Annotated in this window: 19 protein-coding genes and 2 tRNA genes; 14 read left to right on the top strand and 7 right to left on the bottom strand. The window is 32.5% G+C overall.

Features of this window, described 5'->3' with window-relative positions; genetic code table 11:
- Positions 1–13: 13 nt before the first annotated feature.
- The 7 genes from QE431_RS18810 to QE431_RS18780 all read left to right on the top strand — a co-directional run bounded on the left by QE431_RS18810 (position 14) and on the right by QE431_RS18780 (position 3,505).
- Positions 14–982, top strand: a complete 969-nt coding sequence (locus tag QE431_RS18810) for a type I phosphomannose isomerase catalytic subunit (RefSeq protein ID WP_307299131.1) — start codon at positions 14–16, stop codon at positions 980–982.
- 57 nt (positions 983–1,039) lie between these two features.
- Complete coding sequence (locus tag QE431_RS18805) at positions 1,040–1,306, top strand: hypothetical protein (RefSeq protein WP_012022371.1); 267 nt, start codon at positions 1,040–1,042, stop codon at positions 1,304–1,306.
- A gap of 76 nt (positions 1,307–1,382) precedes the next feature.
- Positions 1,383–1,456: transfer RNA gene (locus QE431_RS18800), tRNA-Thr, on the top strand.
- Between the two features lie 108 nt (positions 1,457–1,564).
- Positions 1,565–1,638 (top strand) — tRNA-Thr (locus QE431_RS18795).
- A 249-nt stretch (positions 1,639–1,887) separates the two neighbouring features.
- On the top strand, positions 1,888–2,346 hold the full coding sequence (locus QE431_RS18790; protein WP_307299114.1) for a DUF5362 family protein: 459 nt from the start codon (positions 1,888–1,890) through the stop codon (positions 2,344–2,346).
- Positions 2,346–2,921: a hypothetical protein gene (locus QE431_RS18785; protein ID WP_307299113.1), complete on the top strand. Its 576-nt coding sequence runs from the start codon at positions 2,346–2,348 to the stop codon at positions 2,919–2,921. The genes QE431_RS18790 and QE431_RS18785 overlap by 1 nt, the downstream gene beginning before the upstream one ends.
- A gap of 143 nt (positions 2,922–3,064) precedes the next feature.
- Positions 3,065–3,505, top strand: a complete 441-nt coding sequence (locus QE431_RS18780) for a hypothetical protein (protein WP_307299110.1) — start codon at positions 3,065–3,067, stop codon at positions 3,503–3,505.
- A 55-nt stretch (positions 3,506–3,560) separates the two neighbouring features.
- Here QE431_RS18780 and QE431_RS18775 read toward each other — a convergent pair whose 3' ends face one another.
- The 5 genes from QE431_RS18775 to htpG all read right to left on the bottom strand — a co-directional run bounded on the left by QE431_RS18775 (position 3,561) and on the right by htpG (position 8,723).
- Positions 3,561–4,289 (bottom strand): DUF4369 domain-containing protein, encoded by a 729-nt coding sequence (locus tag QE431_RS18775; RefSeq protein WP_057114981.1) that lies wholly within the window; start codon positions 4,287–4,289, stop codon positions 3,561–3,563.
- A gap of 135 nt (positions 4,290–4,424) precedes the next feature.
- Entirely contained in the window at positions 4,425–5,258 is an 834-nt protein-coding gene (locus tag QE431_RS18770) for a hypothetical protein (protein WP_307299105.1), read from the bottom strand.
- Between the two features lie 154 nt (positions 5,259–5,412).
- Complete coding sequence (locus QE431_RS18765) at positions 5,413–6,045, bottom strand: patatin-like phospholipase family protein (RefSeq protein ID WP_307299103.1); 633 nt, start codon at positions 6,043–6,045, stop codon at positions 5,413–5,415.
- A gap of 43 nt (positions 6,046–6,088) precedes the next feature.
- Positions 6,089–6,673, bottom strand: a complete 585-nt coding sequence (locus QE431_RS18760) for a patatin-like phospholipase family protein (RefSeq protein WP_307299100.1) — start codon at positions 6,671–6,673, stop codon at positions 6,089–6,091.
- Between the two features lie 166 nt (positions 6,674–6,839).
- Positions 6,840–8,723, bottom strand: a complete 1,884-nt coding sequence (gene htpG / locus QE431_RS18755; RefSeq protein ID WP_307299097.1) for a molecular chaperone HtpG — start codon at positions 8,721–8,723, stop codon at positions 6,840–6,842.
- 202 nt (positions 8,724–8,925) lie between these two features.
- On the opposite strand from htpG, the gene QE431_RS18750 reads away from it, so the two are divergent.
- From QE431_RS18750 to QE431_RS18740, 3 genes are all read left to right on the top strand, one after another.
- Complete coding sequence (locus QE431_RS18750; RefSeq protein ID WP_134142327.1) at positions 8,926–9,429, top strand: lipocalin family protein; 504 nt, start codon at positions 8,926–8,928, stop codon at positions 9,427–9,429.
- Positions 9,430–9,448: 19 nt separating this feature from the next.
- Positions 9,449–10,144 (top strand): OmpA family protein, encoded by a 696-nt coding sequence (locus QE431_RS18745; protein WP_307299093.1) that lies wholly within the window; start codon positions 9,449–9,451, stop codon positions 10,142–10,144.
- A 106-nt stretch (positions 10,145–10,250) separates the two neighbouring features.
- Positions 10,251–11,201, top strand: a complete 951-nt coding sequence (locus QE431_RS18740) for an ABC transporter ATP-binding protein (protein ID WP_057114831.1) — start codon at positions 10,251–10,253, stop codon at positions 11,199–11,201.
- 274 nt (positions 11,202–11,475) lie between these two features.
- On the opposite strand, the gene QE431_RS18735 is transcribed toward QE431_RS18740, so the two are convergent.
- On the bottom strand, positions 11,476–13,887 hold the full coding sequence (locus QE431_RS18735; RefSeq protein WP_307299088.1) for a S9 family peptidase: 2,412 nt from the start codon (positions 13,885–13,887) through the stop codon (positions 11,476–11,478).
- A gap of 263 nt (positions 13,888–14,150) precedes the next feature.
- On the opposite strand from QE431_RS18735, the gene QE431_RS18730 reads away from it, so the two are divergent.
- The 3 genes from QE431_RS18730 to QE431_RS18720 all read left to right on the top strand — a co-directional run bounded on the left by QE431_RS18730 (position 14,151) and on the right by QE431_RS18720 (position 16,729).
- Entirely contained in the window at positions 14,151–15,158 is a 1,008-nt protein-coding gene (locus QE431_RS18730) for a 3-oxoacyl-ACP synthase III family protein (protein WP_057114829.1), read from the top strand.
- 470 nt (positions 15,159–15,628) lie between these two features.
- Positions 15,629–15,952, top strand: a complete 324-nt coding sequence (locus QE431_RS18725) for a GIY-YIG nuclease family protein (RefSeq protein WP_057114827.1) — start codon at positions 15,629–15,631, stop codon at positions 15,950–15,952.
- A gap of 105 nt (positions 15,953–16,057) precedes the next feature.
- Positions 16,058–16,729, top strand: a complete 672-nt coding sequence (locus tag QE431_RS18720) for a copper homeostasis protein CutC (RefSeq protein WP_281866640.1) — start codon at positions 16,058–16,060, stop codon at positions 16,727–16,729.
- 100 nt (positions 16,730–16,829) lie between these two features.
- Here QE431_RS18720 and QE431_RS18715 read toward each other — a convergent pair whose 3' ends face one another.
- Complete coding sequence (locus QE431_RS18715) at positions 16,830–19,247, bottom strand: TonB-dependent receptor domain-containing protein (RefSeq protein WP_307299081.1); 2,418 nt, start codon at positions 19,245–19,247, stop codon at positions 16,830–16,832.
- Between the two features lie 322 nt (positions 19,248–19,569).
- Between QE431_RS18715 and argS the strand changes: the two genes are divergently transcribed.
- Positions 19,570–21,348, top strand: coding sequence for an arginine--tRNA ligase (gene argS, locus QE431_RS18710; RefSeq protein ID WP_307299079.1), 1,779 nt, complete (start codon positions 19,570–19,572; stop codon positions 21,346–21,348).
- Positions 21,349–21,450 lie beyond the last annotated feature (102 nt).

Here is a 21,450-nt window from a genome sequence, read left to right as displayed (position 1 = left end):
ACCTTAAAAAAAAATGAGCCAAAATTTATACCCTTTACAATTTGAACCGATTTTGAAAGAAAGAATCTGGGGAGGAGAAAAACTAAAAACAATTCTGAATAAACCAATCGTTTCTAAAATTACAGGCGAAAGCTGGGAATTATCTACTGTAGAAGGAGATGTAAGTGTGGTTGCAAACGGAAATCTAAAAGGAAAATCTTTGATGGACCTTATTGACGAAACTCCAGATGCAATTTTAGGAACTAAAGTTTACGAGCGTTTTGGAAAACAATTTCCGTTGCTTTTCAAATATCTTGATGCAAGAGAAGATCTTTCTATTCAAGTGCATCCAAACGATAAATTAGCGAAGGAACGTCACAATTCATTTGGAAAAACAGAAATGTGGTACGTAATGCAGGCAGATGCAGATGCAAGAATTATTGTTGGTTTTAAAGAAAATTCAAGTAAAGAAGAATACTTAAAACATTTGCATGACAATACTTTGGTTTCGATCTTAGACGATGTGAAAGCAAAATCTGGTGATGTTTTCTTTTTAGAAACAGGAACTGTTCACGCAATTGGAGCAGGTTTGGTTGTTGCAGAAATTCAGCAGACTTCTGATATCACTTATCGTTTATACGACTTTGACAGGGTAGATGCCAACGGAAATAAAAGAGAACTTCACGTAGATTTAGCACTAGATGCAATCAACTATAATAAAGTAGATACTCAAAAGAAATACGATTCTAAAGCAAATACATCTAATACAGTTGTTGACTGCCCGTACTTTACAACCAATTTTATTCCGTTAGAAGATAAAGTAAATGTGTCTAAAAATGGAGAAACATTTACAGTATATATGTGTATTGAAGGAAGCTTCGAAATCGAATATGACGGATTTAAACATACTTACATTAAGGGAGATACTGTGTTAGTTCCAGCTGCGATAAATGCATTTAATTTAAGCGGAAAAGCTTCAATTTTAGAAATTTACATTTCATAGCACGTAATTTCAGGATTATGTGTACTTTTGCAGACGCAAATTAAAATTATATTAAAAATGGCAAACGTTAAGAATTTAAAGAAAGACATCAACTTCGTATTAGGAGATATTATTGAGGCAGTTTACTTGTTTGAGATGTCAACAACAGGAAATCCAACTCCAGAAACGAATGCTTTGATCGATGAGGCTATTGCTGCATTCGATACTTTGATTACAAAAGTGAACGCAAAGAACGTTGAAAATAAAAAAGCACACTTCAAACAAATCAATGTTGAATTAGAACAAACTGCTAATCAATTGATTGAAAAAATCAACGCTTTATAAGCAAAAAAAAGTGTAAAAAAGTGCAAATTTATTTTGGGAAAACGAAAAACCGCTTTATATTTGCACCCGTAATGAGGCCGATGTAGCTCAGCTGGCTAGAGCAGCTGATTTGTAATCAGCAGGTCGTGGGTTCGAGTCCCTCTATCGGCTCAACGGAAACCATCACAGAAATGTGATGGTTTTTTTAATTATAGAGAGAGGTGTGAAATTTTTTTTGGATTATTAAAAAACAATTTTATCTTTGCACCCGGAAAATAGGCCGATGTAGCTCAGCTGGCTAGAGCAGCTGATTTGTAATCAGCAGGTCGTGGGTTCGAGTCCCTCTATCGGCTCAAAAAACCATTCACTTTGTGAATGGTTTTTTTATTTACGGAAATTCCAAATTCCAAATTCCAAATTCCAAATTCCAAGTTTCAGGTTTCAAGTTTCAGGTTTCAAGTTTCAGGTTTCAAGTTTCAGGTTTCAAGTTTCAGGTTTCAAGTTTCAGGTTGGAATTTGGAATTTGGAATTTCTATTTTTGGAATTTCTATTTAAGAATATTTTTCCTATGTTTGTTAGATAACCTAAAAACATTTTACCTAATGGAAGAAATTTCAGCATTTGAAAAATTTGAATTGCAGTTAGACTCTACTGCAAAAGACTTTTTAAAGGAAACAGCCAAATGGGCTTATTTCTTATCGATTATCGGTTTTATCGGAATCGGATTTTTACTTTTATTTGCCATTTTTGCTGGAACTATATTTTCTACTATGGGAAGTTCGATGCCAGGAATGGGAGCTTACGGCAGTTCTTTTGGAGCAGCAATAGGCGCTGTTTATTTCGTAATGGCAGCTCTTTATTTCTTTCCGGTATATTATCTTTTTAAATTTAGCTCAAATGCTAAAAAGGCTTTTAGAGATAATGATTCACTAGCATTGACAGAATCATTTGGTTATCTAAAATCGCATTACAAGTTTTTCGGTATTTTAATGATCATCCTTTTGGCGATATATGCGCTTTTCTTTGTTTTTGCAATCCTTGGAGGCATAATGGGGAGATAGTGCTAAATAAAGCTTATTTTGAAGTCATAAAAAAAGCCCTGAATATTTTCAGGGCTTTTCTATTGCTTCAAAAAATAGATTCTGATATTTTTTTTGTAGGAAAATATTTTAATTTTATTAAATTTGTCATCAAAAAAATTATGGAAGAAAAATCAGTTTTTGAAAAATTTGAAATGCAATTTGATGAATCAGCAAAAGGTTTTCTGAAAGAAACTGCTAAATGGGCAAACGTCTTATCTATCATTGGGTTTGTAGGAATTGGATTTATGGGTCTAGCGGCTATCTCTGGACTTTTGTCCTCTACGATCACAACATTAAGGATTGGGCCTTTAAATGGCATTACAGGAAAAACTATTGCATTTATATACATAATTCTAATAGTTATTTACTTTTTTCCAGTTTACTATTTAAACAAGTTCGCAGTAAATGTAAAGAAAGCATTTAAAGAAAATGACTCTAGTATGCTTACGGAGTCTTTTAATTACTTAAAATCTCATTTTAAGTATATAGCGATTTTTACAATTTCTTTTATAGTTCTGTATATTTCTATAATTGTAATAGCACTTATAGTATAACTTATAAGGTAATCCAAATTAGTAACAAAAAAAGCCCTGAATATTTTCAGGGCTTTTTTTACTAACTTTTCGAATATTCATTTAGTCATTAAAAAAAAAGAAATATTTTTCTTACATTTGTAATTGATTATAAATGTACATAAATGGAAAATGCTTCAGCATCTGAAAAAATTAAATTGCAGTTTGATGAATCATCATTGGTCTTTTTAAAGGATGCAGCCAAATGGGCTCATGTTTTGTCTATAATAGGTTTTATCAGTATTGGATATATGGGAGTGTTCGCAATTGGAATTTTATTTTCTCAATTGTCAACAACAGTAATTCAGTATGGTGGCGATATGGTAAATGTTGGAATGGCATTAGCATTTTTGATTATATCGATAATTTACTTTTTTACTGTCTATTTTCTAAATAGGTTTGCGGTAAATACGAAAAAAGCCCTTAAAGAAAATAATACTTTTGCATTGACTAATTCTTTTAAGAATTTAAAATTTCTTTTTAAGTATATTGGTATTGTTATAATTGGAAGTGTTGTATTATATATGTCTTCAGCAGTAATTCTCGTATTAATAGGAACTATATAAAACAAAAAAAGCCCTGAATATTTTCAGGGGCTTTTCTATGAATTGTAATCAGAAATTATTTTGGTGTTTCAGCTTGCTGTTGTTTTTTTAAGTCTCCAACATACTTTGTTAACTTCTTTCCGTAAAGTGATTTTGCTACTTTTGGTGTCATTGATTTTTGAATTGTATCTAAAAATCTTAAATTAATATCATAAATCTCTGCTAAAGCAATATATGGAGAAACTTCATGATCTTTATTGTTTAAAGCAAAGTTTGTAGCATACAAGTATTTTCTTTTAATATTGTTTTCTTGTAATTTGGTTATACTGTCTACTGCTTTTAAATCTTGTCTTTTAATTGCTTTAAAACGTGGTTCTACCAAAGAAAGATTCTCATCTATAAATCGGCTGTTTATTTTAGAATACTGCTCGTATAACTCTTGATTTTTAGATCCTGTAATTTTAGCACCAGAGATATAGTTATCTAAGTTAGTTTCGATATTGATATTTCCAGGCTCAGCAAAAAATAAAATATTGTTATCTAAAGAATTAGTTACACCACGATCTAAAAACAGGTATAACATTTCTGGTGAATCTAATGTGATATTGCTTTCAAAAGCAGAATTCCCGTCTATTTTAATACTGTCAATAGCAACAAGAGAAGTGTCAACGATTCTTTGGATATATAAAGTTCCGTTTTTTAATCCTTTTATGTTTCCGGTAATATGTACGTTACCAGTAGATTCTTTTTTGCTGCAAGCTGCAAGTAGGGCAAGAGTAACAAAAGCAATTAATGTTTTTTTCATTGGTGGTTTATTAGATTTGGGTGCAAAATAAAGAAAATAGTTTAAATGTAAAGAGAGTGCTGTTTTATTTTTTAGAAAAAAAATAAATCCCAATCTATTTCTAAATTGGGATTTACAGTATAGTGTGAAAAGGTTTTACATCGATAAACTATATGAAGTGCCGTTTTCGTGTGTATAAGTGTAAAGGGCATCACAGTCATTATTTCCATAATCTATTACGCCGTTTAAGATACCGCCTTGAATTTTTAATTGCCCTTTAGAAATAAAAAGGCAAGAATATTTTTTTACTAATGTTTCTTTTACTGTCAAAGTAAGTGTTGTTCCATTTGAAGCAGTTACTGTGTGACTTCCGTCTGTTATTTCATAAACATTGTCAGATAAAACAAAAGGAGTGTCAACACCAGCAATTTGTCTAGTAGTGTAAGTTCCCGAATTTGTGTAAACTCCTCCTTTTAGATCTGTAAGTTTACCATTAGTTACTTTTCTAGTCCATTGTGGTATAGTAGCAACAGTTGTTGTATTGGTGTATTCGATTGTTCCTTCTAATTTGATGTTATTGATAGAATAATCTATTCTTTCAATTGTCATTTTGCTTCCAGTTGTAATTACAGATCCAGAAAGTGTTATTTTAAGTTTTCCTTTTCTTGTTAAGTTATTCTCGTCTTTACATCCAGTAGTTCCGAAGTCTACTGTAAAAACTTTAGGATATTCACCTCCGTTTGGTGTAGTTACAGAAATCGCGGCGCAAATGCCTGCAGGAGTTTCAGTTGTTTTTCCGGTATTAGATGATGAAGTAACTAAAAGTCCTGTATTAAGGTCCATTTCGTTAGAAGTGTCAACTGCAATTGATGCTCCGACATTGGTTAAATCTGTCGAGGGCGGTGTATTATCTGTATCATTGCTTGAGCAAGAAACATATAAAAATGCTGACGCACAAATTGTTGTTAGTAGGATAGCTGTTTTTTTCATAATAGTTTTTTTTGTTTTTGTGTTAGATAAAAGGCAGTCAAATGTAATAAAAAATGAATTGCAATAAAAAATCCTGTAAAGAGAATTACAGGATATTATAACGATTTTGTAAAAGAAAAATTATAGTTAACAAATTAAGAGTGAACGAATTGTTTCAAACTGATTTATAATAATCACTTTTTGCTTTTCTGATTTTCTTATATTCCTCCCAATTAAAGCGGTTTAAAAAATCAGCGGCATGCTGCGCCCCGCGAATAAAAAGATCAATTTTGGCATCATCTGTCAGGTTAAAATTTAACCAGTTATGGGTTCCAGTGTCAATGTAGCCAATCAGGTTTTTGAAATCAGGATTTTTTCTTAGAAACTCAGCATCGTAACCGTATCGTGCTGTGTCAAACATTGAACTTATAAGATTTGGGAATTTTTCATTTTTATTAATTTCATTTTTGTCATAACCCAGTTTAATGCCAAAAGTAGGCGAAGCGGGGACGTTTAAATTTTCGTGGAAAATATCAATGGGAAAATTGGATATAATTCCTCCATCCATAAACATCACTTCAGAAGGAACAGAAGTGCGCAGGCAGGTCGCTTCGTTCCATTTGTTCCAAGCATCAACTCCGGTTGGAATATTTTTAATTTTAAAAGGAGTAAAAAATAACGGAATCGACATTGATGCCCGAACAAAGTCTGCGGGATTTTGAACTTCTGGATTCGAATAAAATAAATCGATCATTTTTGGGAAGATGATTTTGCTTTCTGTGGTAATATCAGCAGCTATTATTGCCATTTCACTCCAATGATCTACACGTTTGTATTCTTCTTTGGTTCCATTATGACCTAATCGAAATAACTTGTTTTCGTCTGAAACTCCTTTTTTCTCTTAGAGTTTTTAAATCACCATAATTTTTTATGCCTTTTTGCGACAGTAAATTGGTCATCCATTGGTGAAAATTGTTTCCTGGATTTAATCCTAAATCATCTTTAAAATTGTCAACCACTTGATAACCTTTTAAGATAAGTTTTAAGTTTCCTGCATCGCTCAATAAAGCGTCGATAAACTCGCGGGCATCATGATCTCCATCTACAAAATCATATAAATTTTTATTGCACAAACATTCTAAAATCCATTCCGATTTTTCTAAGTCACAAGTTCCTGCGGCCGCCATCAGCATAGTGTTAATGCTTCCTGCAGAAGTTCCTGCTAAACTAAGGAAGCGTATTCCCATTTTTTCCAGAACATATACATAACCAATTAAAGCAATTCCAAGTACGCCGCCGCCTTCCTGTACAAGATCAACATATTGGTAATTATTATTGTCTGTAATATCCGAGAATTTTTTGCCTTTAATTTGTTCTTTTAAATCTTTAATAATTGCTAGAATTGCTCCATTCTCCGTAAATTTTCTTTTATCCATGATTTCTAGAATTTATAAATTATAATTAATCCATTGATTTTCAAATTTATATAAACGGACTCTGTTCGAAAAGGGGAGAATCACCCTTTTTTAAAGTGATTTTGGAGCAAAAAAAATCCCGCAAAAATTAATTTGCAGGATTTTCAAAAATATTCTTTTCGAATGATTATTTAATCATCTCAAAACTTCTTTTTACGAAAGCTGTAAGAGCTTCTCCTTTCAATAGGTTTTGCGATAATTTAGCCAAATCTAAAGCTTGTTTTACCAAGTGCTCTTGATGTGTTTTATCTTCAGTATTTAAAATGCTTGAAGCCAAATCAGAATTAGTGTTTACAACCAAATTGTACATTTCTGGCATATTACCCATTCCGAACATTCCGCCTCCGCCTGTCTGGCTCATTTCTTTCATTCTACGCATAAATTCTGGCTGCGTGATGATAAATGGAGCCGCCTGGCTGTCCATAGCTTCCAATTGTACGCTGTAGACTTTTGGAATATAAGCTTCTAATGAAGTTTTTAAAGTTTCTTTTTCTTCATCAGATAATTTTGAAATTGTGTTTTCGTCTTTCTTGATTAAATTATCAATATGGTCAGAGTCAACACGAACAAAAGTTAATCCGCTGTTATCGCCTTCAATTTTTTGAATTAAATGCGAAATAATTGGAGAATCTAAAAGCAATACTTCGTAACCTTTATCTTTTGCTGCTTGAATGTAAGAGTGCTGACCATCTTTATTTCCTGCATAAAGAATTACTAATTTACCATCTTTATCCGTTTGGTTTTCTTTTAGTTTTTCTTTTAACTCATCTAAAGTGAAATATGTATCATCTACAGTTGGGTATAAAACAAATGCACCCGCTTTTTCGTAGAATTTATCTTCAGAAAGCATTCCGTATTCTAAAACGATTTTAATATCGTTCCATTTAGCTTCAAAATCAGCACGGTTTTCATTAAATAAAGCTTTCAATTTATCAGCTACCTTACGAGTAATGTAGTTTGAAATTTTCTTAACAGCTCCATCTGCTTGTAAGCCAGAACGAGAAACGTTTAATGGGATATCTGGAGAATCGATTACACCTTTTAACATTGTCAAGAATTCAGGTACAATTCCTTCTACGTTATCGGTAACGTAAACTTGGTTTTGGTACAATTGAATTTTATCTTTCTGGATTTGCATATCATTTCCTAATTTCGGGAAATACAAAATACCAGTTAAGTTAAACGGATAATCTACATTTAAGTGAATGTTGAACAATGGTTCTTCGAACTGCATTGGGTATAATTCTCTGTAGAAGTTTTTGTAATCTTCATCAGATAATTCAGAAGGCTGTTTTGTCCAAGCTGGATTAGGGTTATTAATGATATTATCAACTTCGATAGTTTCATTAACATAATCTTCTGGAGCATCTTCTGGTTTTGGAAGCGTTTCTGTTCTAGTTCCGAATTTAATTGGAATAGGCATAAACTTGTTATACTTATTCAATAAACCACTGATTTTTGAATCGTCTAAAAATTCAAGAGAATCTTCTGCGATGTGAAGAATGATTTCAGTTCCGCGTGAAGTTTTGTCAGCTGGTTCCAAAGTAAATTCAGGGCTTCCGTCACATGTCCAATGTGCAGCTGGTTCGTCTTTGTATGATTTTGTAAAAATCTCAACTTTTTCAGCCACCATAAATGCAGAGTAGAAACCAAGACCAAAATGTCCGATAATTCCAGAATCTTTAGCAGAATCTTTGTATTTGTCTAAGAACTCTTCAGCTCCTGAAAAAGCAACTTGATTGATGTATTTTTCAACTTCATCAGCTGTCATACCCAGACCTTGATCGATAATGTGGATTTTTTTACCTTCTTTGTCCACTTTAACTTCAATGATAGGATTGCCGTATTCTACTTTAGCTTCGCCAATGCTGATAAGATGTTTTAATTTTAACGTAGCATCGGTACCGTTAGAAACAAGCTCACGTAAGAAGATTTCATGGTCGCTGTATAAGAACTTTTTAATTAATGGAAAAATGTTTTCTACTGAAACATTAATTTTACCTGTTGCCATATTTTTTAATTTTTATTTTAATGTGATGATTTTCACTTATTCAAATAGAATACCAATTGTTTTTTGGGTGACAAAATGTCGGAAATGTTAATTTTGAAAGAAAATAATTAGATTTTAGAACATTAAATATCTCTACGAATCGTATATTTGTGGTATAATAATTGTTAAACTTGTAAGTATTAACTTAAACAAAATGTATAAAATGAAGAAAGTAATATTCATTTGCTTGATTGCCACGATGTTTTTTGCGTGTAAATCAGCTTCGTCAACAACAGCTTCGTCTGAAGCAACAACGCTTTCAACTAAACTTGACAAGAAAACGCAAGTAGCTTTAAAAGGGAATTGGGTTCTTACCAATGTGTCTTATCCAGGTTCAGATTATATCAAAGTAAATTCATTTGATCTTGCAGATTCAAAATGTTTTATTGGTAGCACTTGGAGTTTTATTTCTAATAATAATAAAGGAACAATGGCTTTAACATCGCCAAGTTGTACTGGATTTTCTTCTCCAATTGTATGGAGTATCAACAATCAAGGTATGTTTGTACTTAAAATTCTTGATGCTGGCGAAAAAGCTAAAAAAGTAAGAGATGGTTATTTACTTAAAGTAGGAGGTGTTACCGAAACTTCATTTCAATTAATCGATAACATCAATGTTGGAGGTCAGGTTAAAGATGTGACTTACCAATTTCAAAGAGCCAATTAATATTTAAAGATATAAAAATATGAGAAAGTTAACTGTTTTAAGTTTATGTAGTTTACTTGTTCTAACTAGTTTTTTTACTAGTTGCGATTCAGTAAAAAATGCAAATAATACACAAAAAGGTGCTGGAATTGGTGCTGTTGCCGGAGGTGTAATCGGTGCTGTTTTAGGTAACAATTTAGGAAAAGGCGGAAACGCTGCTTTAGGTGCTGCAATTGGAGCTGCTGTTGGTGGTGGAACTGGTGCACTTATTGGAAACAAAATGGATAAACAAGCTCGTGAAATCGATCAAGCTTTACCAGGAGCTTCTGTAGAAAGAGTTGGAGAAGGAATTCACTTAACTTTGAATGAAAATTCTGTTCGTTTTGATACAAATAAATCAACTCTAACATCTCAGGCAAAAGCTAACTTAGATAAATTAGTTCCAGTATTCAATGAATATGGAGATACAGATATTCAGATTTTTGGATATACTGATAATACAGGTAAACCAGAATATAACTTAACACTTTCAGGACAAAGAGCGGCTTCTGTGCAGGCTTATTTAGTTGCTAAAGGATTAAAATCTAGCCGTTTCAAAACTTCAGGTTTAGGAATTGCAGATCCAATTGCAACAAATGATACTCCAGAAGGTAGAGCTCAAAACCGTCGTGTTGAATTCTCTATTACAGCAAATGACAAAATGGTAAATGACGCTAAAGCAGAAGCTGGAAAATAATTTCAAAACAAAATAAAATATAAAAAAAGCTGTTTCATAATTGAAGCAGCTTTTTTTTGACTTTAGAAATTAAACATTGTAAATTTGACATCTCATATTACAACTCATGCTTGACATTCAAAATATATCTTTTTCGTATACAGATAAACCCGTTATAAAAGACATTTCATTTACTATTGAGAAAGGGCAGAATATTTCTATTATCGGCGAAAGCGGCTGCGGAAAAAGTACGCTTCTTAAACTGATTTATGGTTTATATGATTTAGATGAGGGAAAGATTTTTTATGGTGATAAACCTGTTTTAGGCCCAAAATTTAATTTGATTCCTGGAATGCCTTATATGAAATATTTGGCGCAGGATTTCGATTTGTCTCCGTATGAAACAGTCGCAGAAAATGTTGGAAAATTTCTTTCTAATGGATTTGCCAATATGAAAAAACTTCGTGTTCAGGAATTATTGGAGATGGTAGAAATGGAACAATTTTCTAATGTAAAAACAAAATTTCTGAGTGGAGGACAACAGCAGAGAGTAGCTTTAGTTAGAGTTTTGGCTTTAGAGCCAGAAGTAATTTTATTAGACGAACCGTTCAGTCAGATTGATGCTTTTAGGAAAAATGCACTTCGCCGTAATTTGTTTCGATATTTGAAACAAAAAGGAATTACGTGTATCATTGCAACACACGATAGTACAGATGCTTTGTCATTTGCAGATCAAGCAATTGTAATGCGAAACGGAGAAGTAATTGTAAAAGATGATCCAGCAAAAATTTACGAAGACCCAAAAATAAAATATGTAGCTTCTCTTTTTGGAGAAGTGAACGAGATTCCTACTCACTTATTACTATCATACGAAGACGAGACGCATAAAACTCTTGTGTACCCACATCAATTTAAAATGGTTTCAGAATCTAAGTTGATGGTAAAAATCAGAAGAACTTATTTTAGAGGAAGTCATTATTTAATTGAAACTGTTTATAAGAGACAATTAATTTTCTTTGAAAGTGAAATAGATTTACCCCTTGAACAGGAAGTGTTTTTAGCTTTAAATTATCTATAAAATAAAACAAGAATATTTAATATTCCGTAGGAATATCTCATCGGTAGCAAAAAAAAGGTTATTATATATTGTGTCCTGTAGGGACACCTGTTTTTGTCGGAATAAATGTTTGTATAATTAATCAAACGTTCCTGCGGAACGTAATATTTTTCGATTCATAATCGGTTCTACCAATCAGACATTCCTATGGAATGTTTTTAATAGAAAATAATTTAGATTAAACCCGACAGGTTTTTAAAACCTGTCGGGTTTATTTTTTGGAATTAATGAGGTATTAATTTTTTAAATATTTTTCTAAAAACTGATCTTGTTCCCAAAGCAGGTGTAAAATATTTTCTTTTGCAACATAACTATGTGATTCTTTTGGCAGAATAACCATTCTTGCTGGAGCTCCCAAACCTTTTAAAGCTTGAAAGTAGCGTTCTGTCTGCAATGTAAAAGTTCCTGGATTATTGTCGGCTTCACCATGAACCAATAAAATTGGAGTTTTCATTTTTTCTGCATTCATAAAAGGAGACATTGTATTGTAAACTTCAGGTACTTCCCAATAATTACGCTGTTCACTTTGAAAACCAAACGGAGTCAGAGTTCTGTTGTAAGCACCGCTTCTTGCAATTCCGCAGGCAAATAAATTAGAATGTGTCAATAAATTTGCTGTCATAAATGCACCATACGAATGTCCGCCCACAGCAACTTTTTTACGATTTATATAACCTAAAGCATCAACTGCATCAATTGCGGCCGCGGCATTATCTACTAATTGCGAAATAAAATTATCATTTGGTTCTGTATTTCCTTCTCCAATGATAGGAAAAGCCGCATCATCTAAAACAACATATCCTTTAGTTACCCAATAAACAAACGATCCATAATACGGGAATGTAAATTCATTTGAATTTTGAGTAGACTGCGAAGCACTGTTTCGGTCTTTATATTCAGCCGGATAAGCCCAAATTAATAATGGAAGTTTTTCCTTTTTGGTTTTATCATAACCAGCAGGAAGATATAAAGTTCCAGAAAGTTCCAATCCATCTTTACGTTTGTATTTTATTACTTCCTTACTAACATTTTTAATGCTTTCAAACAGATTTTTAAAAGCAGTAATTGGGGTTAAACTATTTTGTTTTTTAATATTTCTAAAATAATAATTTGGATATTCAGTTTTTGATTGAATTTGAACTAAAACTTTTCCAGTTTTATAATCTTCAATTTCTAAAATCTCCTCTTTTTTATCTTTGTAAGTCGACGTATAGATACGCTTTTTTTGTAAAGTCTTTGTGTTAAATTCGTCTATAAAAGGGAATTGTCCTTCTTTTGTATATCCTTCTCCAATTCTGTAAAGGTTATCTTTTTCAAGTGCCAGAACATATTTATTGTATTGATTTTTTCTAGTTTCAAAAACACCTGGATCTGAATATACATCTTGTGAATTTCGATCTGTAATTACTTTTGGCTGCTGACTTGGATTTGATGGATTTATTAAATAAGTTTTCGTGTTTCTAGTATCATACCATTCATCAGAAACAACAGCAAGATTATCATTCCCCCAAGTAATATCATTAAAACGCTGTGGTGTTTTTACTAATGAAGAAGGTTGTTTTTCGAAAGGCGCATCCCAAAGAAAAACTTCGTCTCTAAAGTCAACTTTGTTGGCAGGATCTCCTTGGTCTAAAGCAGTTACATACATTAAAGTCGATGGTTTATCATTTCTCCAAGCCATTTCTCTTTTACCTTTTCTAACGGCCATAAAACCTTTTGGCATAATTTCGTTTAAAGGAACTTCGTTTACGACTTTAATCTCTTTTCCACTTATATCATAAACAGTAGTTGTAGAGGGAAATCTGTTTAAAGGCACAACATAAGAAAATGGTTTCTGAATTGTAGTCAGCATAATGTAGTTGCCATCTGGCGAAATTCTCTCTCCCGCAAACATGGCAGCCTCTTTAAACAAGACAGCTTCTCCGTTTAATTTCACCTTATACAATTCAGATGTAATACTGTTTTCAAAATTAGCTTCATCATTTTTGTTTTTCAACATATCAGGATACGTTCTGTTTTGAGATTTTTCTCCAGAAGTAGTGGAAACTATTGGTCCAGTTGGTAAATCTTTTTTAGAATCTAAAAGAGCAGGTCTGTTTTTAGGAAGCATTTTTACCAAAATCGTTTCATTGTCTGAAAACCAGCTGAAAGGATTTCCAAGATTTGCATTTACAGTTGCTGCTGTAAGTTTTTTGGCTTGCGCCGAAGCAACGTCTAAAACCCAAAGTTCTACACCAGAATTTGCAGTGTGAGAGAATAAAATCTTTTTGTCATTTGGCGACCAAAGTATATTTGTAATTTTCGGATTTTCTGGAAGACCTGCAACCTGAACTTCCTCTTTACCGCTTACTTTTCGCAGCTTAAGATTGTTGAGATAAGTTACAGTACTCGAAATATTAGTAATAGGATTAATTCTTAAACCGGCTAAACGAACCTCTTCCTGATTTAAATCATCAAGTGTTTTATAAGTGTTTCGATACATCAAGAGCATGTTTTCTTTTTTGGTATCCATAGATACTGTTGGAGCTCTTTGATAATCGGCTAGATCTAAAATAGATTTAGAAGGCTTTTGGTAGGTTAAATTCTCTTGGGCAAAAGAGGAAAAACCAAAGCTGAAAAGTAAGAACAAAGTAACCTTTAATTTCATAATTTGAATTTTATGGGTTTAAAAATAGTATTCAAAATGTTTGTCTAAGATATTTATATCCTGTTACATTTTGGATAGTATTTTTCATTTTATTCAAAAATTGAGTGTAAAGATTATCTTTTTGAGAAGTAATTGTATTTAAGCAGTCTTATAATTAAAGTATATAAAATTGCTAATAACGAAAAAAAGAGTAATTTGTACTCTTATATTTTAAAGTATACGTAAATTTGCATTCTAAATTTTCAAACAAATAACAATACAATATGTATCATTCAAAAATAGCAGGCTTAGGATACTATGTTCCTTCAAATGTGGTGACTAACGATGATTTGTCTAAGATAATGGATACCAATGATGAATGGATTCAGGAAAGAACAGGAATTCAGGAAAGAAGGCACATTATTCGTGGAGAAGACACCACAACTTCGATGGGAGTTAAAGCAGCTAAAATTGCAATCGAGCGTTCTGGCGTTGCCAAAGAAGATATTGATTTTGTAGTTTTTGCTACACTAAGTCCAGATTATTATTTTCCAGGACCAGGAGTTTTGGTGCAAAGAGATTTAGGTTTAAGAACTGTTGGAGCTTTAGATGTTAGAAATCAATGTTCTGGTTTTGTTTATGCAATTTCTGTTGCAGATCAATATATTAAAACTGGAATGTATAAAAACATTTTAGTTATTGGTTCAGAGGTTCATTCAACAGGATTAGATATGACAACTCGCGGACGCGGTGTTTCGGTGATTTTTGGAGATGGAGCAGGAGCAGCAGTTTTAAGCCGTGAAGAAGATTTAACAAAAGGAATTCTTTCTACTCATTTGCATTCTGAAGGACAGCATGCCGAAGAATTGGCTTTGCAGGCTCCCGGAATGGGCGCACGCTGGGTAACAGATATTTTGGCTGATAATGATCCAAACGACGAAAGTTATTATCCGTACATGAATGGACAATTTGTGTTTAAAAATGCTGTAGTTCGTTTCGCAGAAGTAATCAATGAAGGATTAGAAGCAAATGGTCTTCAGGTTTCAGATATTGATATGTTGATTCCACATCAGGCGAATTTGAGAATTTCACAATTCATTCAAAACAAATTCAAATTGACTGATGATCAAGTTCATAATAACATTCAAAAATACGGAAATACAACAGCAGCCTCTATTCCTATTGCTTTGACAGAAGCTTGGGAAGAAGGAAAAATCAAATCTGGAGATACTGTTGTTTTAGCAGCTTTCGGAAGTGGCTTTACTTGGGCGAGCGCTATTATTAAATGGTAATTTAATTCATCTTACATTATATTTTAAAACCTGCTCTTTTTGGAGCAGGTTTTTTTATACCCATTTGTCAGGCTGAGCGAGGTCGAAGCCTCATCCCAATATAAAAGCCCCTCGACTTCGCTCAGGGTGACATTCGAATAGCATTACAAAAGAAAAGTTCGAACAGTTTGTCAGGCTGAGCGAAGTCGAAGCTTCATCCCAATAGAAACGCCCTTCGACTTCGCTCAAGGTGACATTCGAATAGCATTACAAAAGAAAAGTTTGAACAGTTTGTCAGGCTGAGCGGAGTCGAAGCCCAGTTTTTTATTGGCAACTTTTAACTTCTTTCCTAAATATTGTTGCTTGAGTTCAAGGTACACTAATAGGAGTGGGCTTCGACTCCGCTCAGCCTGACAATTGGCGGCTAACATTAAAAAAAAGAAATATTTTCCTACTTTTAAAGTTTGGTTAATTGATATAATTTAAATAAAATGAAAAGATATTACGTCTACATATTAAAATGTTCTGATAATAGTTATTATACGGGATTTACAAATAATATTGAACGAAGATTTGATGAACATAATTACGGATTGAATAAAGAATGTTACACTTTCAATAAAAGACCTTTGGAGTTGGTTTTTTGTACAGAGTTTAATGATGTAAATCAAGCCATTGCATTTGAGAAACAAGTAAAAGGCTGGAGCAGAAAAAAGAAAGAAGCAATCATAAATGATAAGTGGGAAGATTTGAAAAAATTTTCACAATGTTTAAATAAAACAAGTCATAAAAATTTTTATAAAAAGGACGTTTAGTAGTAAATTAGCCTTCGACTTCGCTCAGGATGACAGTCGGGTTACAAGTTGTAAAAATATTTTTGCTGACCAACTGAATTGAAGCCCTTTTAATAATCAAATCCAATGAAAAAAAATCAACTCGAAATAGCTTGTTTTAATTACGAATCTGCACTAATTGCACAAGAAAATGGCGCGGACAGAATTGAACTGTGTGAAAACATGAAACTTGGAGGAACAACGCCAAATTCTATATTGGTGGTAAAAGTCCGTGAGAGCTTAAATATTAAAATGCATGTAATTATTAGACCTCGAGGCGGCAATTTTGTTTATTCTGATGATGAACTTATAGAAATGAAACAAGATATAAAACAATTTAAAAAATTGGGAGTTGATGGTTTTGTTTTCGGAATTTTGAAAGAAAACGGAAAAGTAAATAAAAAACAAAATAAAGAATTAGTGCATTTGGCACATCCGCTTTCTTGTACATTTCACCGTGCTTTTGATGTTGTAAAAGATGTAGAGAAATCACTTGAAGATGTGATCGACTGCGGTTTCAAGACAATCTTAACTTCTGGACAGGGCATAAATGTTACAGAAGGAATCTGGACTTTAGAGAAACTTCAAAAACTTGCTGGAGATAGAATAGAAATCATGCCTGGCGGCGGCTTAAGATCTTCAAATATAAAATTATTACAAGAAAAACTAGACATCACTTTTTATCATTCATCAGCTATAACAGATGATTCTGAGATCGCAAACCCTGAAGAGATAAAGGAACTTCGTAACTTTTTATAGTATTTTAATAAACAAAAAAAGTCTGGAGTGGCATCTCCAGACTTTTTCTCTACAAAAAATTATTCAAAAATTATTCAAAAAATCTTTTTTTGAAGGGCTGTTAGAACATTCCGCCTCCATCTTTATTAGTATTGTCTTCTCTTTGTTTACGTTGAAGGTTTTTGATTTTAGCACCTCCAAAGTTGTATGTCAAACCTACATAAACAGTTTGGCTTTCCCATTTAAACTGACCTGCCTGCGGATAAGGAGACATAGTATCAAAAGCATATTTCATGGTGTTGAAAACGTCATTAAAACGTACACTAATATTCATTTTGTTGTCTAACAAAGTGTAACGTGATCCAATATCCATTTTATACATTTCGTGGCTGTTGTTTTGCAATCCATCAACGGCACCTCTGTAAAAACCAAATAGTAAAAAGCTTAAACGTTTGTTTACTTTAAAATTTGAATTCATACGCCCATTAAAAGCGGCAACAGTAACCGTTTTCTGCTCTGGCTCACTTTGGCCGCCTGCTACGTATTTATAAACAATTCCTTCTTGATTAATGCTAGAAAAATCAATCGATGGTTGAATGTCCCACCATTTTGTAATTTTATAATTGAAAGAAGCTTCAAATCCATAAGACGTATTATGATCAAAGTTTGTATAAGACATAATTTGCTTTTCTTTACTTGCGTCTGCAGGATCTGGATATAAAATTCTGCTGATCTGGTCATTAATGCTTCTCACAAAAACACCAGCAGTAAAACTTCCTTTTTCGAATGTTTTAGTATAATTTACTTCTACAGAATTTGTAAACTGAGGTCTTAATTCAGGGTTTCCTAATGAAGTAACTAATGGAGTAGCAAACTCTCGAATTGGTTTTGTCTGTTCTAAACTTGGACGGTCAACACGGCGGCTATAGCTGAATTGTAAAGTATTCTTTTCGTTTAAATTATAAGTTAAATATGCAGAAGGATACAATGTAATGTAATCGTCATCAAATTTATCCTTGCCATGATTTAAGTTAGTTTCAACTTTATAACTCTCAAAACGAGCACCTACCTGATAGCTTAATTTTTTAAATTTCTGACCAAACGTTACATAAGCAGAATAAATATCAGTATCATAAGTATAATTAGAAGTCTGAGCTTCTACAGGAAGCAGAGGATTGCCCGTAATATAATCATTCCCAGTTCTTGTAATTCTTGCTTCTGCTCCAGCTTCAAGAGTTGTTTTTTCGTTTAACGGATTAACATAGTCAATATTTACAGTGCTTAGTTTACGAGTTCCTTTCAAGAAATCATTATACACAACATTTGAACTTGTATTGTCAGTATGAGTTGTTTGAGTATCAAAAGAAGCGTTTTGAGTTTCTTTATTATCGCTGTAATTTGCTTCAAAATCTAAAGTATGTCCTTCTTTTTTAAAGATATGTTTGTATGCTAAATTGTAAGTCCCAACTTGGTCTGGTCCCCAATATCTCGATTTTTGAAAAATATTCGAAATGTCTGAATTCGTTACATTGTTATAATCAATGTCAGTATCTACAAAACCTTTTCCTGTATTTTTATTTTGGTTAGTGTAAATAGACAATGTGTTATGATCATCAATTAAATAATCCATTCCTATTTTGTATAAATAAGAATCATTATCATTGATCACATCAATTTTTTGAACGATATCTTGATCAAATCTTCTAATTAATCCATCATTATAATACGTTCCAAAATTTTGTCCCACATTACCAAAGAAATTTACTTTTCCTGTTTTGTAGTTCAAATCTAAAGACTGATTGTATTTTGCAGTTTGTCCAAAAGTGATTCCTCCGCTGTAACTTCCGTTAAAACCAGTATTAGCATTTTTGTGCAAAATAATATTGATAATTCCAGACATTCCTTCTGGATTGTATTTTGCACTTGGATTGGTAATTAACTCAATTTTTTTGATAGAAGTTGACGGAATTTGCTTTAATAACTGAGCAGGGTCAATATTAGAAGGACGTCCGTCAATTAATACACGAACATTATCATTTCCGCGAAGCGAAAGTTTTCCATCCTGATCCACATTCACAGAAGGAATATTATTCATAATGTCAGAAGCAGAAGCTCCTGCTGTTGTTAAATCTTTACCAACATTAACCACTTTTCTATCGATTTTTTGTTCGATTGTAGAACGTTCAGCAACAATATTTACGCCTTTAAGCTGTGTTGCCTCTTCTTCAAGAGAAACATTTACAGTCGCAGCTTTTTTATTTTCGCTTAAAATAACAGATCCAATATATTTTCTAAATCCGATGTATTGAATTTCGATTGTATAGCTTTTCAAAGCAATGTTTTTAAATGAAAAGTCCCCATTGTCATCTGTATTCACACCAGAAACAATTTTTCCATTTTCTTTAATTGAAACAGTTGCATAAGAAATTGGTGCACTGTTTGACTTTTCGGTAATTTTTCCAGAAATACTTCCTGTATTCTGAGCTTGTGCTGTTGCGATTACCCCCAATAACGCGAACAGAAAGAATTTTAATTTCATGATTTTCTTGTTGATTATTTTGATTTGATTGATGATGATTTTGTTTGTTAGTTTTTTTCTTTTTGATGCTTCAAAATAAATTTGAAGTCTCTATTAAGACTCTTTTGTGTTGGATATGTTACAAGAAATTGTGAAAAAAAACACAAAAAAAATCTCATGCCCTGTTTTGTAGGAGATTATGCTTTTGATTTTTTGATAATTTTAACAATTGAAAATGCAGGTTTTTTATCAAATTCAAACTCTTTTCCTGAATTTTATATGTTTTTGATTTTCTCTAATTGATGAATAAGCAGTATCTTTGCTCACTTTAAAATAAGTTTACATGTCATTACCACAAATTCTTACACCTTCTATACAAAAAGCAATACAAGCATTATTTGATGTTACGATTGATAAAATTGAGTTTCAAACTACTAGAAAAGAGTTTGAAGGCGATATTACAATGGTAATTTTTCCACTGCTAAAAGTGATTAAAAGTAATCCAGCCGAATTAGGAAATAAAATTGGAAATTATTTAGTTGAAAATGTTTCTGAAGTGGCGCGCTTTAACGTAGTTTCAGGTTTTTTGAATATCGTAATTTCAGATAGTTATTATCTAAATTTCTTTAACGGAATAAAAGATAACAAGCAATTTGGGTATGTAACTCCAAACCCTGCAGAGAAAGCCGTGATGGTAGAATATTCTTCACCAAATACCAATAAACCACTGCACTTAGGTCATGTTCGTAACAACTTGTTAGGATATTCTGTTGCCGAAATTTTAAAAGCATCTGGCAAAAAAGTATACAAAACTCAAATTATCAACGATAGGGGAATTCATATTTGTAAGTCAATGCTGGCTTGGGAAAAATTCGGAAACGGAGAAACTCCAGAATCTTCTGGTTTAAAAGGAGATAAATTGGTTGGTAAATATTACGTAGAATTTGACAAAGCATATAAATCTGAAATTAACGGTTTAATTGAAACTGGTAAAACAGAAGAAGAAGCTAAAAAACAAGCGCCGATTATTATAGAAGCGCAAGATATGCTTAAGAAATGGGAAGCTGGAGATGAAGAAGTTATTGCGCTTTGGAAAAAAATGAACGAATGGGTGTATGAAGGTTTTGCAACTACTTATACAAATCTTGGAGTTAATTTTGATAAATATTACTACGAAAGCAACACTTACTTATTAGGAAAAGATGTTGTTCAAGTTGGTTTAGATAAAGGTGTTTTCGAAAAAGATCCTGACGGTTCAGTTTGGATTGATTTAACAGATGAAGGTCTTGACCGTAAAATTGTATTACGTTCTGACGGAACTGCTGTTTATATGACACAGGATATTGGAACGGCAATTCAGCGTGTAAAAGATATGCCAGATGTTGGCGGAATGGTTTATACGGTTGGTAACGAACAAGATTACCACTTTAAAGTATTGTTCTTAATCTTGAAAAAATTAGGTTTTGACTGGGCTTCAAGCTTATATCATTTATCATACGGAATGGTTGATTTACCTTCTGGAAAAATGAAAAGCCGTGAAGGAACTGTTGTAGATGCAGATGATTTAATGCAGGACATGACAGATACAGCAAAACAAATTTCTGAAGATTTAGGAAAACTAGACAGCTATTCTGACGAAGAAAAAGCGAAATTGTACAAAACAATTGGTTTAGGTGCTTTGAAATATTACATTTTAAAAGTAGATCCTAAAAAACGTATTTTGTTTAATCCAGAAGAGTCTGTTGATTTTGCTGGAAATACAGGGCCGTTTATTCAATATACATACGCGAGAATTCAGTCAATAATTCGTAAAGCAGATTTTGATTTTACAGCTAAAACTGAAATAGAAGAACTTCATGAAAAAGAAAAAGAATTGGTAAAACAAATCGAACTTTTCCCAGAAGTAATTCAAAATGCGGCTCAAAATCATAGTCCAGCTTTGATTGCTAATTATACTTACGATTTAGTAAAAGAATATAATTCGTTCTATCAATCTGTTCATATTTTAGGAGAAGTAGATTTAACTAAAAAAATATTCAGAGTTCAGCTTTCTCAAAAGGTAGCTGAGGTAATAAAATCTGCATTCCATTTATTAGGAATCGAAGTGCCGGAGAGAATGTAATTATTTATAAATATTTAAAAGAGCCGATAACTATTCAGTTATCGGCTCTTTTTTTTGCGGTAAAGTTTAGAGAAAATCAAAGTTATTATTACCAAAAGGTTA

Origin of the sequence: Flavobacterium sp. SORGH_AS_0622 (assembly GCF_030818825.1) — a bacterium.
In the GTDB taxonomy this organism is placed as follows: domain Bacteria; phylum Bacteroidota; class Bacteroidia; order Flavobacteriales; family Flavobacteriaceae; genus Flavobacterium.
Note: the sequence above shows the minus strand (reverse complement) of the source record. Positions and strands in the feature narration are given on the sequence as shown.